The organism is Streptomyces sp. NBC_00258, assembly GCF_036182465.1.
In the GTDB taxonomy this organism is placed as follows: domain Bacteria; phylum Actinomycetota; class Actinomycetes; order Streptomycetales; family Streptomycetaceae; genus Streptomyces.
Genome location: NZ_CP108081.1, coordinates 11,791,580 through 11,806,049, shown reverse-complemented (window position 1 = coordinate 11,806,049; position 14,470 = coordinate 11,791,580). Strand labels below are relative to the sequence as shown.

The window sequence follows — 14,470 nt, the reverse complement described above, 5'->3', positions numbered from 1 at the left end:
CCCGGTATGAACGTGAGCTCGCAGCCCGTGTGGGCTGAAGAAAAAATCGCAGGCAACAAGGTCCGCCAACTGCTGGTCCCCGGCAGCGCATTGGAGGTCACCGACGAGGACGGGCTGCTGCGGGTCTCCAACGTCTACGGCAGCTGGCCCGCCCTGCGCACCGCAGCGGACGCCGTCGACGGGCTGACGGCCGTGCTGCCCAGCCGGTCCGGCCACGAGATGCGCTGGCAGGGCAGCCTGGCGGCGCACGCACCGCAGACGGTGGTGGAGTCGTATCGCAAAGCGATCGGTTTTCGCCCGTACGGTGAGCCGCACAGCCTGCGCCGCCCGCAGATCGGCGCCCTGCATGCGGTGATGGGGCACTGGGCCTCGGGCCTTGGCGACCCGGGCATCGTGGTCATGCCCACCGGCACCGGCAAGACCGAGACCATGCTGGCGCTGCTGGTGGCCGCGCGGATGGAGCGGCTGCTCGTACTGGTGCCCAGTGCGGCTTTGCGGGACCAGATCGCGGGGAAGTTCGAGACGCTCGGCATCCTGCAGCAGGAGCAGATCGTGAAGGCCGCCGCCTTGCGGCCGCGGGTGGGCCGGCTCGAGCACGGGTTCAAGGACCCTGAAGAAGCGGCCCGGTTCGTTGCGGCCTGCAATGTCGTCGTCGCCACCCCGCAGATCCTCAGCAGGAGCGTGGGGAATGTACGGATGGCACTGCTGTCGTCGTTCTCCCATCTGATCGTGGATGAGGCGCACCACTCCCCCGCGGATACGTGGGCAAGGGTGATCGACGACTTCTCCGACCGGCCGGTGCTGTTGTTCACCGCCACCCCGTTTCGGGAGGACGGCCGCAGACTGCCCGGCCGTACCGTGTTCCGTTTCCCGCTGCGGGAGGCCCAGCGGCTGGAGTACTTCACGCACATCAACTACCGGGCGGTGTTCGGTGTCGAGGACGTCGACCGGGAACTGGCCGAACTGGCCATCGGTCAGTTGCGCGCTGATCTGGAAGCCGGGCACGACCACTTGCTGATGGCGCGGGCCGAGAGCATTCCGAAGGCGGAAGAACTCGGCCTGCTCTACCAGGAGTTGGCGCCCGGCTTCAATCCCACCGTGGTGCACCAGAACGTGGGCGTCACGCGCCGCAAAGCGGCCGTGACCGCGCTGCGGACGCGCGAGTGCCGCATCATCATCTGCGTCGACATGCTCGGTGAGGGCTTCGACGAGCCCGCCCTGAAAATCGCGGCCATGCATGCGGCCCGCAAGAGCCTGAGCCCGATGATCCAGTTCGTCGGCCGGTTCACGCGGGCCGCGGAGGGACTGGGTGAGGCCACCGTGTTCGTCGCGCAGGAACCGGCCGCCGGCGCCTCACCGCTGCGCCGCCTGCTGCGCGAGGACGCCGACTGGAATCATCTGCTGCGCGACCTCACCGACCGGGCCACCCTGACCGCCGAGGAGACCAGCGCCTTCGACACCAGCTTCACCGGTGCGCCCGAGGACGTGGCGGTCAGCGTGCTGGAGCCGAAGATGAGCGCGATTGCCTACCGCGCGGCCACCGCCGAGTGGAGACCCGAGGCGGCTCTCACGCTCTGCAAGGACAACGAGCGCGTCCTGGACGACGCCATGGCCCTGGGCGGCGAGGACTCCCCTGTCGCCTGGTACGTCATCGAACGGCGCACCCCCGTGCGCTGGGGCGCACCGCAGGAGCTGGAACAGGTCGTCTACGAACTGATCGTGCTCTACTTCGACACCACCAGACGGCTGCTGTACATCCACGGCTCGGAGAAGTCGAGCACCTACAAGGACCTCGCCGAGGCGGTGCTGGGCGAGGGCAGCGAGCTGATCAACGGGGCGCGCACCTACCGGGTGTTGGCCCGCCTGGACCGGCTGGTGCCGACCAATGTCGGGCTCAAGGACGCGCGGGACTACTTCACCCGATTTTCTCTGCACGTCGGCAGTGACGTATCTCAGGGCTTCGACACCGCTCAGGAGCACAAAAGCCAGACCCATATCGCCACGTCCGGCTTCGACGACGGCGACAGCGTCTCGATCAGTGCCGCGGCCTCGGGCCGGTTCTGGTCCCCCACCACCGCCCCGAGCCTGAAGGCCTGGACCGACTGGTGCGACCAGCAGGGCACCAAACTGCTGGACAGCACCATCAACCTGGAACAGATCGTCGACGGGTTCATCATCCCCCAGGACATCACCGCACGGCCCCCCTACGCGCTGCTGGGCGTCCAGTGGCCCTGGCAGGTCTACCTCGGCTCCCGTGACCGGTACACCCTCACCTACGACGACCGCAGTTACTCGCTCACCGACGTCGACTTCGAGGTCGACGACTACTCCTCCACCGGCCCGTTCCTGTTCTCTCTGACGACCCCCGCCTGGCGGGTGGCCTACCAGGCCGACTACGACGCCAAAGGCCTGGTCTACCGGCCCCGCGAGCAGGACGCCGTCATCATGGGCAGCGGTCCGGCTGCCGAGCCACAGCCGCTGGAGGACTGGCTCAACGCGCACCGGCCCGACCTGTTCCTGGAGGGCGACCGCCTCATCGACGACGAGGGCAAACTCATCGCCCCGCGCTACACCCGCCGACCCTTCGACCCGGCTCTGCTCACACCGCTGGAGTGGCAGGGCGTGGACCTCAGCAAGGAGTCACAGAGGCCGGAGCGCCGCACCGACTCCATCCAGTACTACATGTCGGCCCACCTGCAGGCCACCAGCTCCTTCGATGTCCTCCTCGACGACGACGGCTCCGGCGAGGCGGCCGACCTGGTCGGCCTCAAGGTCGACGGCCGCTACCTGGATGTGACGCTCGTGCACTGCAAGTACTCCTCCAGGCCCGCTCCCGGCACACGGGTCGGCGACCTGTACGAGGTGTGCGGCCAGGCCATGCGCGGTGCCAAGTGGCGGCGCCAGAACGCCCTGCCCCTGCTGGATCATCTGCACGGCCGGGCCGTGCAGTACGCCCGGCGCACCGGCGGCATCTCACCCTACGAAGTCGGGGGGTCCAAGGAGCTGTTCACCATCCGGGATCAGGCCCGTCTGCTGCGGCCTCGCTTCCACACGATCATCGTCCAGCCCGGCCTTCAGGCCCGTAAGGTCACCGACGAGCAGCTCCTGCTCCTCGCGGGCGCGGAGAAGTTCGTCCGGGACACCAGCGCCGGCGACTTCACCGTCTACTGCAGTGCCTAGACCCACGGTTGGGAGGGCTGACGCTGTCGTCCGGACAGCCCCTGGGCGACGAACTCTGCAGGACTGCTGCCGTGCTTTGGATTGGCGTCCTGTTCCAGCAATGGGGTAACGGCTGCTCAATGTGCGAATTGTGCTAGGCGGTATGAAATTCTCATTCCGCACCCGTGCGGTGTCAGAGCAGGTCTGCTCCAGTGGCAAGACTGCCTGGTGGACGCGTTGTTGGGCAGCCTCCAGGATGAAGGATGAGTTGATCGGCTGATGGGAGTCGGAGAGCCTCGCCTGCTGCAGCACGGCGGGCTCCAGGACGGTCAGTTGAGGCAAGGCCAACTCATGAATTGGTCGAAGGTGACACGATGGATATACCGATCAGCGGTGCGTGGTGGCTGTCGGAGACTGCATGTGTGCGTATCCCCGGGGTTCTCTCACGGGCCGGTTCAGACTGGCAACTTGAGCTCATCGGGACGCTACCGATCACGCAGTCGGACGAGGAGGGGCTCGCCCTCACTGATCTGGCAACGATTCATGGCTTCTGCCATGGCCAGCACTACACCCTGCAGGGATGCAGCGTCGAGATGGTGGGCGGCCCGTCCGCAACCTTCGAGAAGATCGAGCCCGGTGAGCCGGGCGACGACCAGAACTGGATGCGGTGCAGTGTCCAGACCGTCTTGCGGGGAGATCTCGTTTCCGACGGCACCCTCTATGAACAGGCCACATTCCAACTCGTGGGTTTGGAGGAGTGGTGGCCGTTGTCAGGGTTCAAGGGAGCTTTGTCCGACCAGTACGACGCGCTGCCCGGCGTGAATATCACCTGCCCCGACCGCCTGGACATCACCATCGGTGCTGTGGAGAAACGAGCACGTACTGACCGCTCACGCACCTTCACCGAGTCGATCGTCGTCACAGCACGCCGCGACGAGGGGTTCACCCTCGACTGGCTGCACTCTGAGGTGATCACTCCACTGCGAGCACTGGTCGCCATCGGCCTGCAGACGTCCTCCGACGCCTTCGGTCTGCGGCTGGTGCCGCTGAAGGAGCACACCTCAGATGCCGTCGTGACCGGGCAACGGTCCTGGGTCGACGTCGTCGAAGCCCAGCCGACCCGCACAAGGGTGCCAGGACGATCGTGGCGCAGGCCTCCGGCACTTGCTCCCGGCGCCGAGGCTATGGCAGCTTTTCTCTCGGCGTGGATTGTCGTGTCCCGCACATGCGCGGTTGCCCTGGACGCTGTAGAGCCCCGGCTGCGGGAAAACGCCGCGCAGGGGCAGCTACTCGAAGCGGTCAACGCAGCTGAGACTCTGCAACGGCAGCTGCATCCGGATCCCAGAGAATTCCCCTTCGCCGAAGAGGTCAGACAGGCGCTTTCCGATGCAGGCTGCTTCACCAGTGCCCAGCGGCGCCGTGTCCGTGACGCTGTGAAGTTCACTGAGATGTCTTTGGAACACCGACTGCGCCGTCTCTCCGAAGGCATGGGGGTGGAGCTGTCCGAGTGGCTGTTCGAGAACGGCTCGGCAGCAGACTGGGCGTTCTGCACGGCAACGGCCCGCAATGTTCTGAGCCATGGGCTCACCCCCAAACACACCGTGCACACCGACCCAGCAGCGCTGATCGCAATGATCGAGTACACACGGCTCGTCATCATCTTGCGACTGATGGTGGAGGCAGGCCTGCCGCCAGGAGGCTCCCTCATCGCTCGCATGGAGGCAGACGGCGACTTGCGCCACGTACAGCGTCAACGCCTCGTCGATTGCTTGCGCGAAAGATCGATCCTAAGCGCTGAGTGCCTGGGTCATGGCCGAGCTTGACCACTGGTGCGCTCCGGGCGGCACGGTGCCGACACGGGGCGAAACATCATGGTCGTTCCTACATCGTGTCGCCGTCTGCTACGGCCTTGAGGTGGGTGAGCTGCTGGCGTGGGGGTGGTGGCAGTGGGTGAATCCGGTCGCCCAGAGCCGCGGCCGTCGTCCGGACGGCGATGTGCTCCTGAACGTCACGGCTCAGGCACAGGTCGCGGCGTGGGCCGGAGTCCCGGTGATGCATCTGGCGCGGGCATTGCCGTCATGGACGACTGGGCCGGCGTCCTTCGGTGAGCGGGCGCGTGCGGACCGGGGATGGGCACGGTGGCGGGTGGGACCCCAGGCATGGGGGCCGGTTTCTTTCGGCTGCCAGCTGTGTGCCGCCCGGCGCAGCGGCCGGGTGCAGCGGGTATGGCGGTACGGGCAACGGTGGAATCGGGTGTGTGCACGGCACGGGCGGTGGTTGCTGGACGTCGGCGATGGTCACGACCTGGAGTATCTGGACGTGGGCGGGTGCCGGGAGCTGGCTGCCGCCCAGGCGCGGTGGCCTCGGGTGGCCCGGCGGGCGGTGCGCGCAGGCGCGGAGCCGGGTGATGTGTTCGCGGTGGCACGGGCGGTGGTGTGCGGGTGGTGGCAGCAGGAAGCGTTCTGGCAGCGGGAGTGGGTATGGGGTCAGCGCCTTGAGCGGGTCGCTCTCGACACCAGCCGCAGAAACGAGGCGGCGCGGCAGTGGCTGGCGGCGTGGTGGCAGCTGGTCGCGCGGGACGCGGTTGTCTTCCCCGAGGTGGTGGCGGTGGCGGCCGCGTTGGTGGATCCGGCTCTGCGGCTGCTGGCGGCGGATGAACGACCGTTTGTCCGCCGGTCCCGGCACCATGGCCGTTTCGTGACCGCACTCGGAGACCGGCTGGAGCGCGACTGGCTGGAGGAGGTGGAGCGGCCGGAGAGACCGAGCGCCCTGCAGGCATGGATGAGGGGGCTGGCCCGCGAGCTGCGCTCACCGTCTCTGCCCGGTTCGGCACACAGCGGGATGTGGCGAGTGCAAGCGGTCCAACAGCCTGCCGAAGTGGGGGCGGGACTGCGCCTGTTGGCCACCACTTCCCCAGACGCCTTCCGGCAGCATGCCGGGTCGGCGGGGTGGCGGGCCGAGTTGTGGGTACCTCGGCGCGCGGGGCAGGGCGCCGGGTTGAGGACTGTGTCCCAGGAGCGATTCCGGGAGGGTTTTGGTCACGCGCGCAGGTATGTGGCCCGGCACGGGCATCTGACCGTCCCGCACGCCGACGCCCCGCAGGACGGTTTCGACCTGGGCCGATGGCTGGCAAACCTGCGCGCCGCCTCTGCCGGCTTGCCGCCCGAGTACGTGCGGGCGCTGGCGGAACTGGATGTGTGGTGGAACCCGCCCTGGCCGATCAGCTGGCAGCGGGCCTGGCACCGGACCCGTGCTCACACCCTCGCCCACGGCCCCCTCAGCGGTGGTGACAATCTGGCCGGGCTGCCGCGCTGGCTCGAGCGGTGGTTGCGCCGCCAGATCGCCGACTACTCCCAGCTGGCCGCGGAACAACAGCAACTGCTCGCCCAGGTAGGCCTCACGGCCGCCGAGATCGACCGCTTCCACGCCTGGCCCGCGCGACGCCGCAGCGTGATGCATGGCCTGGAGGCTGCTCGCGCCTACACCGCCCGCCACGGCCACCTGGCCGTCTCCCAGCCAACCACCCACGACGGGTTCGCCCTGGGCAAGTGGCTCAACCAAGTGCGCCACCGCCAGCGCGCCGCCACCCCCACGCGTCTCGGCCGGCAGCTCACGGCCCTGGACACCTGGTGGAACCCGCCCTGGCCACTGGACTGGCAGCGGTACTACTGGGCCGCCCGCCATCACCTCCACGGCCTGCCCGACGGCATGGTGTGGTGGCCCGGCAGACCAGACGAGGCGCAGACCCGCCAGTGGCTGCACGAGCAACAGGCCTCATCGGAGCATCTGCACGACGGGCAAAGGGAGTTGGTGCGCAGCCTGGCAGCAGACACATATGGTGCCGGCCACCGAGGCTGCCGGTGATCGCCTTCGCCTGGCGCGTTGCCCGATCCGAGGTCTTCCCCGTTCACGAGGCACAGGGCTGGAGCCGGGCTGTCGGCTTCTGGTTGGACGAGGGATCAGAGGTGGACGGTCGACGCGGCGATCCCTCGAGGGCTGCCGAAGACGATGGTTGGCTGGCTGTCCTGGCCGTTGATGTCGGGCGGGAGCACCGCGAGTGCAGTGATGGGGGCTGCGGTGATCAGCCGCAGTATCTCTTCGCCGGTCTGGCAGTCCCATGCCCGGATGGTGGTGTCGTCCGTGCTGGCGCTGAGCAGCAGGGGCTGGGAGTGGGCCGGGTGGTGCAGGACGGTCAGGGCGGTCACTTTCCCTCGGTGGCCTTGCAGAACAGGCAGAGCTTCCCTGCGCGGTGCGGCGGGGTTCCACAGCCTGATGGCGCCGTCGGCGCCGCCGGTTGCAAGGAACGGGTCTGGTGCGGCGGGGAGTGTGATGAAGGCCAGGCTGTGCGCGCTGCCGATGCGCTGGGGCAGGAGGGCGTGGGCCGGTTGGCCGGGGTGCAGCAGGCGGACGGTGCGGGTGGCCACCGCCAGCAGGAGTGATTCGCCGGCGGGTGCTGCGGCCAGGGCACGGATGGTGCCATCGGTGTGCAGTGTGTCCCAGTATAAGGCGTACTCGTCGTCGAGGGTGTAGTAGACGAGACAGGAGTTGCTGAACCCCGCGGCCAGGACAGGGGGTTGGGACGGTGCGGTCGGCAGGAAGAGCAGGGTGCGGGCATGGCCGCGGCGGGTGCGGTCGATCGGTGTCTGCAGGACATGGTGGTCGCCTTCTTCGGTGAGGATGCGAAGGCTCCCGTCGCTGTAGCCGACGGCAAGGGGCGTGGGACGGTGGCGGGAGGAGTGGTCCGGGGCAGCCAGGGCGGTGATGTGGTGGCCGGGAAGGTCGGGGCCATCGTGCGGGTGGGACGTCGTGCGCCCGGTTGTGGGAGAGATCTCTGTGAGGGTGTTCGCGTCGTAGCCGGTGATGAGGCGATGCGGGCCGGTCTGTTGCGGGAGGAGGGCGACATGGTCTGCGTGCTGGTCGGCACTCCGGTTGTCGTGGGCGTCGTCGCGGGCGGGATCCCAGAGCCGGATGGTTCCGTCCATGGAACCGGACACGACGATTGGTTCCCTGCCCACCCGTAGGACGGCCAGGCCGCGGATGGCCTTGGTGTGTTCGGCGGGCAGTGTGTAGAGCAGTTCTCCGTCGCCGGGATCGACCAGGGTGATGCTTCCGTCGACACCGCTGCCGAGGACCAGCAGCCCGCCGTAGGCGAGGTCAGGGAAGTGGGCCATCGAGGCCACTGACCGGCGGATGGGGGCATGGGGTTGTGGTCGTCTGGTGACGGGGTCGAAGATCCGCACGCCTTTGCCGGAACGGGAGGCGATCGCCAGACGAGGTTGGCCGTGCCGGTCGGTGAATGCCTGCAGCGCCGAGGTGCCCATGCCCATGCCGGGCAGTTGGCCGGCGCTCTCGAGGGTGTGTGCGTCCAGCAGCGGGATGTGTGAGCCGTCTTCTCCGATGGCCAGCAGCGTCTGGCCGTCGGGCAGGGTGATGGTCTCCAGGTCGTGGACGGTGGCGGGACGGCGTTCAAGCGTGCGAGGGCGTTCGCGCACGATGGCTCCGGTGTAGGGGTCCATCGTGAGCACGCCCTGCGGCGTCGCAACGGCCAGCACGGTGTCCCGGTCTGGTCCGGTGAAGGATGCGATGGCTCTGATGCGGCCGTCCAGCAGGCTCCAGATGCGTCCGGTCTCCGGGTCGCACCGCCACAGGCCGGCATCGCTGCCCACCACAAGGAGCGGGGCGGTTTTCCTCCGGCGTGTGCTCAGGACGGTCATGGCGCGGACATAGGGTCCGAGGTTGGTGAAGGGTGCGCCGAAGGGGACTCCGGTGCGGGCATCCCACATGGTGACGGCGCCGTCGACGTGACCGGCGGCCACGATGGTCGATTGGTCCGCGCTGCGGAAGGTGACGAGCTGGCAGACGCCGCTGGGGGTGCCCGCGAGGATGTTGTTGGGCAGGTGGAGCCGGTTCCAGCGGGGTACCAGTGACGGCGGCCGGGGCAGGGTGTCGGGGCGCGGCACGGGTTGAGCGCTGTCGGCCTGTTCGGCCATTGCCAGGCTGTCGGCCCGTGCGGTGGGCGGGGCGTCGGCCAGGAACGGCTCGATGCGGGACCAGGCGGCCAGGCGCCGGGTGTCTGTCTGAGCGGTGACGGGAAGTCCCAGGGCGCCGCGGATGCGGCCGTGGGTTTCGAAGGGCAGGAACGATGCGGGGATGTGCGCGTCGTCGAGGACACCGCCCGCCTCGGCGTGGGCGATCAGGTGACGGCGCAGGTAGGGATGCGGCGGCTGCTGGGGGGCGGCGGCGAGCAGGCGGGCAAAGGCCTGGGTCAGATGGGCGTGTACCTGGGCGCTGCCGGTGTCAGGGGTGTCGTCGAAACCGGGCAGGGTCTGCTCGATGAGCAGGGTCTGGGGGGCGGTGCGCAGGGTTTCGCTGACGCGTTCGTGGATGGGCCGGTAGACGGTTCGGCCGTCTTCGACGGCGGTCGTCAGGTATCCGGTGAGGCGGCTGTTGCGCACCAGCCGGATCGTCGCTTCCGGGGTGTCGCAGCCGGGTTCGAGGCCGCGGACGGCGGCCGGCCACACGGTCGCCCAGGGCAGTCCGGCGCCCAGGGCGAACGCCGTGGCGCGCAGGACGGCCAGGAGGTCCTCGGGCCTGGTGCGGGTGTGCTGGGCGACGTCCGCGAGGTCCTGCCGCAGCAGTTCCTGGGTGCCCTCGCGCAGTTGGCGGCGCCATGGGGCGTCGGACGGCGCGGGCAGGAAGGTGCGGGCGTGCAGTTGCTGGGCGGCCAGCCGGGCGTCCAGGAAGGAAGGGGTGACTTCCTGTGCGATGGCGGCGGTGACGTCGGCAATGGACTGGTTGCTGCGGTGGACCAGCCGGGATCCTGTGGCGGGTTCGGCGTGCAGCAGGGCTGCGGTGTAGGCGGCGATGTCCTCTTGTGCACTGTCATCGTCGGTGCGCAGTGGGGCGGTTGCGTGGGTGGCCTGTCGGAGCAGGTCGAGGAGGCCTCGGTCGGCGTGCGTGTCCTTGACCGGCAGGGTGTGGCGGGAGGGGGGTGGTGAGCTGCGGATGCCGAGGATGAGCCGGACCGCGTTCCTGCTGTCGCTGCGCAGGGCGGCCAGGGGGCCCAGGACGTCGGTGATGATGCGGCGGGGGGTCTTCGCTTCGTCGATGCCGTCGACGACCACGGTGAGCGGTCGGCCGGTGCGGGCCAGGATGGTGCGGGCATGGCCGCGCAGCAGCTCGGAGGCGTCCGTGCCGGTCGGCACGGGCTGGCCGGTGAGTGCCCGGTAGAGCGCTGCGGACAGTTCCTGCGGGTCGGTGTTGCGGGCCAGCACCGCGGCGTCGATGGCGCCGATGGGCACCCGCAGTTCTTCTGGGATCGCCTCCAGATAGGGGCGGTAGATGAGGTTGTCGCAGAAGCGCGGGTCGCTGAGGGTGACCAGGCGGGCCAGCAGCGCGCTTTTGCCGGAGCCGGCCTGCCCGGTGACGATGAGCGTGCTGTCGCTGCCAGCGAGGAAGGCGTTCATGCGGGTGACGAGTGCGGTGCGGCCGGTGAAGTACCAGCCCGCGTCGCCGGACATCTGACCGCTGGCCCTGGTGATCCAGTAGTCGTCGACATCGGGCCGTGTCCATCCGAGTTGGCTCCGGGCGTCCTCCAGCAGGGTGGTGTCGGTGTGGCCGGGGTTGGGCAGACAGGGGCTCAGCTCACGGGCGGCGAGACGGCGGCTGACACTGCGAGGCGGCCACAGGACATGGAGGTCGGCCATCTGCGCCGGATCCCACACTGTGTCCAGGATGGTATGGAAGTCTTCCCAGCTCAGGTGGGAGCGGGCGTAGCCGTTGGCTTCGTCGGCACAATGAGCGTGAACGGCCGCCAGGGCGGAGGTGAAGGCGCGCAGGCGGGGTGTGCTGTCTTCGTTGCCTGCGGCCAGGACGACCAGCGAGCTCAGGGCATGCCGGTCGGGATGCAGAGCCTTGAGAGTGCGGTCGAGCTCTTCGGCAAGGCGACCGGAGAAGCAGGAGTCGACCATGACCAGCACGTGCTCGGCCGGAGAGTCGAGGGCCGCGGCGATGAGTTCGGCTGTGGGGAATGCGGTGGCCAGGGGCCGGTCGGTGTGGGTGTCGGGCAGACGGAGGAAGTGCTGGGGTCCCGCAGGGGCCAGGCCATGGCCGGTGAGATAGATGACGAGAGCCTCGTCATCAGATGCGTCGATGAAGTCCTTGTCGATGAGGAACGTTCTCAGGTCATGAACGCTCCGCAGTGGCTTGGGCGGGTGGGAGGGAGTGAAGCGGCGCTGGTCGTCCAAGCGAGAGCTGTTCCACCAGTCCTCGACGACGGCGACCTGGGCGTCGATCCCCTCGCGGAAGGCCCTGCGTTTGGCCGGAGTGCCGTCGTCGTAGTCGCTGACGGCGATCACGAGGAGGCTGCGCTCGGAGGTGGCGGGGGCGTGCTCGTCGGTCATGACCAGGTGGCGGTGACGGCGCGGGCGACGGGGAGGGTGCGCAGGTACTTGACGGCGGCGTGCGGATCGAGGCGGCCGTTGTCGACCTCGACGTCCCTGACCTGGTCCGTCGCCAGGGCCAGGCCCGCGGCGCCGGTGACGGCGTCGTCCGGGTCGAACACGTTGATCCACCGAAGACGGGGCGCGATCTGCATCAGCCGCCCGCTGGTGATGCCCATGCCCCGCTGGACCGTGGGGATGGCCAGGGGGGAGCCGCAGGTGACGAAGGTGTGCACGGCCGCACCCGCCGTGCCGGGCGCGGCGATCTCCTCGTGCCGGAGGAGATCGTAGGCGATCACGCTGCCCAACGAGTGGCCGATCAGGACCGTGGTGTGCGCGTCGGCGCTCTCCAGGACGTATTGGCGCACCCGGTCGGCCAGATCCGGTTCGGTTAGATAGGTGTGGACCTCGCGCAGGGAAAGAATGATCTTGCTGGCCCGACCGCCGGGCTTGCGCCGGTCGTAGACGATCGCACGCCGGGTGATGCTCGGCGGCACCTTGACCAGTCCGAGCGTCGTGGGGTCGACCTGCGCGGCGTAGGCACGTTCCTCCGGGGTGAGCAAGTCGTCCAGCGCCTGGACGACGAAAGCCTCCTCGTCCGCGGTGAACGGTGTCGCGTCATCAGGGAATGCCGCCCTCGTGCTCAGCCCGCCCCCGTCATCGACCAGGAGCGCCGACCAGTGCGGCACCTTCAGCACCGGAGCCAACATGCCCTCCGCCGTGGGCGTTGCTCCGCCGTGGAGAAGTTTCACCCCGCGATCGAGGCCATCGCGCCAACTCTTGGTCAGCTCGCGCTGCGATGTCTTGCCCTGCCCGATCCCGTGCACCCCGAGCACATGCTGCTGCCCCACCCGCTACCCGCCCTGTCCCCTTGGTCTGCCGTGCTGGGAGGACACTCTACGGGTGCGGCCGCATCCCAACCGGAGCACCAGCCCCTCTCACGTGGGGCGTTGAAGCACGTGCGCCTACATAGAGCGCGCAGCGCCCATCGCGCCAACGAACCCCGCGCACCGACCCCCACCCCAGCGCCGGTCCGACGCAGCCACTTGTGCAGCCCAGAGCCGACACACCAAGGAAGATGAACCCTGTGCACGACCACCGGCCCGGCTCCGGTGTCGCCGCGGCCGGTCAAGGTGTGCCAGTACCGATCCGGCTCACGGGCCTTGGCCGGTGGGGTCATCGCTGGCGCAGGATGCGGAGAGTGGCCGAGCTGGTGTCACCGTCCAGGCCCGGCCTTGGAAGCCTGATGCGGGGCCGGCGCTCCCGGTTGGCCACGCGCCGTCAGACGGCCTCGGCGGACGTTTACTGGTCAGGCGGCAGACGCCAGGAGCACGCGAACTCAACATATGAGGCGACGGCCCCAGCACCGAGCCTGGGCGTTATCTGTATCACCGCCACCGAGACCACCAGCGCGCCCAGCCCAATCCGCAAGATCGCCAGCGCGGCGGCGGTCCAGCAGTGTCTAGAAGTCCCCATCGGGCTAGCCCATTCACCCTACGTAGAAAAACTCAGTAGTGCTGCAACCGCAGTTACAAGGGGCAGTGGCCTGGGCTGCGGAATCAGCTGAAACCGGACCGCGTTAATGGCACCAGCGTGACCGGTGCAGGGCGGTGTTCGGCTTCGTGTCGGACGGCGTGGGCGAATCTGCTCAGCAGGCCTCGGATTCGTTCACGCTCAGTCGAATCAGGTCACGACCATCCTCTTCCTTCACCGGTGGTGGTCCGCACGACCGTCAGATGAGCGGCGGCGGCCATGGCCAAAGTGACATGCCGGTACCAGGCCGGGTAGTGGCGTACTTGATAGTGGTCCAGCCCGGCTTCGTTCTTCGCGGCCTGGAAACACTCTTCAATTGCCGAGCAAGCGTCAGCGGCCCGCACGATCTCCGTCGTCGAAGTGCCCGCCGGGGCATGGACAAGGTAGTAGGCACGTTCGCCGTCGGCGAGGTTGCGACGGATCAGCAGGGCGTCGTTGAAGCCGTCGTCCCGCTCGCCAGGCAGCGAGACCAGGGCCCAGGCGTATTCACGCAGGCCGTGGGCGCCATCCCCATCGGAGCGGGTCTCCCAGACGTGCTCCGGCGGGATCGCCGAGACGGTGCGGGCGTTTTGCCCGCGCGGCCCGCACCGGTACTTGGGGGCGATCGCCAGCACGTAGCTCAGGCGCCGCTCGGCCAGCCAGCCGCGCAGGACGGGATCGTGACCGTAGACCTTGTCACCGGTAACCCAGCGAAACGGCAACTTCGCGTCCAGGGCACGCTCCAATATCGCGCGGGCCAGTGCGGGCTTGGTACGGAAGGTGACGTCTTCGCCGATCTTCGCGTCCGCCCGGCGGGCCGGATCCTCGGTCCACGAGGTGGGCAGGTACAGCTCCCGGTCGATCAACGCCCGCCCTCTGGTGGAGGCGTAGGCCAGGAACACCCCCAGCTGGCAGTTTTCGATCTTTCCCGAGGTGCTGGTGTATTGCCGCTGGACGCCGGCCGACCGGGTCCCCTTCTTGATGAAGCCGGTCTCGTCCACGGCCAGTACGCCGTCCTCGACGCCCAGGTGCTCCAGCACGAAGCCGCGAACCTCGTCGCGGACCGCGTCGGCGTCCCAGTCGGCCTGGTTCAGCAACCGCTGCATGCCGTCGGGGCACAGCTCACCGGCTTGCTCGGCCAGCGTCCAGCCGTTCTTGCGCTCCAGAGGCGCAAGCAGCCCACACAAGTACTCCATCACCCGCCGACGCGGCTCCGACCTACGGAAGTACCCACCGATCCGAGCATGCAGCGCATCCAGACCAGCCGCCCAGCGATGCACCTCATCAACCGTGCCGTCCGCACCCATGCCCGGCTAAACGAGCAGCCACACCACCGGTCACAGCAACTGCGGCTACAG

7 protein-coding genes are annotated in these 14,470 nt (G+C 68.6%); 3 read left to right on the top strand and 4 right to left on the bottom strand.

All coding sequences use genetic code 11. The annotated features are described in order from the left end of the window. Positions 1 to 12 precede the first annotated feature (12 nt). Together OG718_RS52405 and OG718_RS52400 are read left to right on the top strand one after the other, a co-directional pair. The gene (locus OG718_RS52405; protein WP_328842935.1) at positions 13 to 3,180 is read left to right on the top strand and encodes a DEAD/DEAH box helicase; all 3,168 of its coding nucleotides are present in this window, start codon (positions 13 to 15) and stop codon (positions 3,178 to 3,180) included. 353 nt (positions 3,181 to 3,533) lie between these two features. Then, the gene (locus OG718_RS52400) at positions 3,534 to 4,982 is read left to right on the top strand and encodes a HEPN domain-containing protein (protein WP_328842936.1); all 1,449 of its coding nucleotides are present in this window, start codon (positions 3,534 to 3,536) and stop codon (positions 4,980 to 4,982) included. A gap of 58 nt (positions 4,983 to 5,040) precedes the next feature. On the opposite strand, the gene OG718_RS52395 is transcribed toward OG718_RS52400, so the two are convergent. Further along, on the bottom strand, positions 5,041 to 5,217 hold the full coding sequence (locus tag OG718_RS52395; protein ID WP_328842937.1) for a hypothetical protein: 177 nt from the start codon (positions 5,215 to 5,217) through the stop codon (positions 5,041 to 5,043). Between the two features lie 195 nt (positions 5,218 to 5,412). On the opposite strand from OG718_RS52395, the gene OG718_RS52390 reads away from it, so the two are divergent. Beyond that, positions 5,413 to 7,023, top strand: coding sequence for a helicase associated domain-containing protein (locus OG718_RS52390; protein WP_328842938.1), 1,611 nt, complete (start codon positions 5,413 to 5,415; stop codon positions 7,021 to 7,023). A 95-nt stretch (positions 7,024 to 7,118) separates the two neighbouring features. Here OG718_RS52390 and OG718_RS52385 read toward each other — a convergent pair whose 3' ends face one another. From OG718_RS52385 to OG718_RS52375, 3 genes are all read right to left on the bottom strand, one after another. Further along, the gene (locus OG718_RS52385) at positions 7,119 to 11,561 is read right to left on the bottom strand and encodes an AAA family ATPase (protein ID WP_328842939.1); all 4,443 of its coding nucleotides are present in this window, start codon (positions 11,559 to 11,561) and stop codon (positions 7,119 to 7,121) included. After that, on the bottom strand, positions 11,558 to 12,451 hold the full coding sequence (locus OG718_RS52380; RefSeq protein ID WP_328842940.1) for an endopeptidase: 894 nt from the start codon (positions 12,449 to 12,451) through the stop codon (positions 11,558 to 11,560). Before OG718_RS52380 ends, OG718_RS52385 begins: the two co-directional genes overlap by 4 nt. 837 nt (positions 12,452 to 13,288) lie before the next feature. Next, entirely contained in the window at positions 13,289 to 14,419 is a 1,131-nt protein-coding gene (locus OG718_RS52375) for an IS701 family transposase (protein ID WP_328842941.1), read from the bottom strand. Between the last annotated feature and the right edge of the window lie 51 nt (positions 14,420 to 14,470).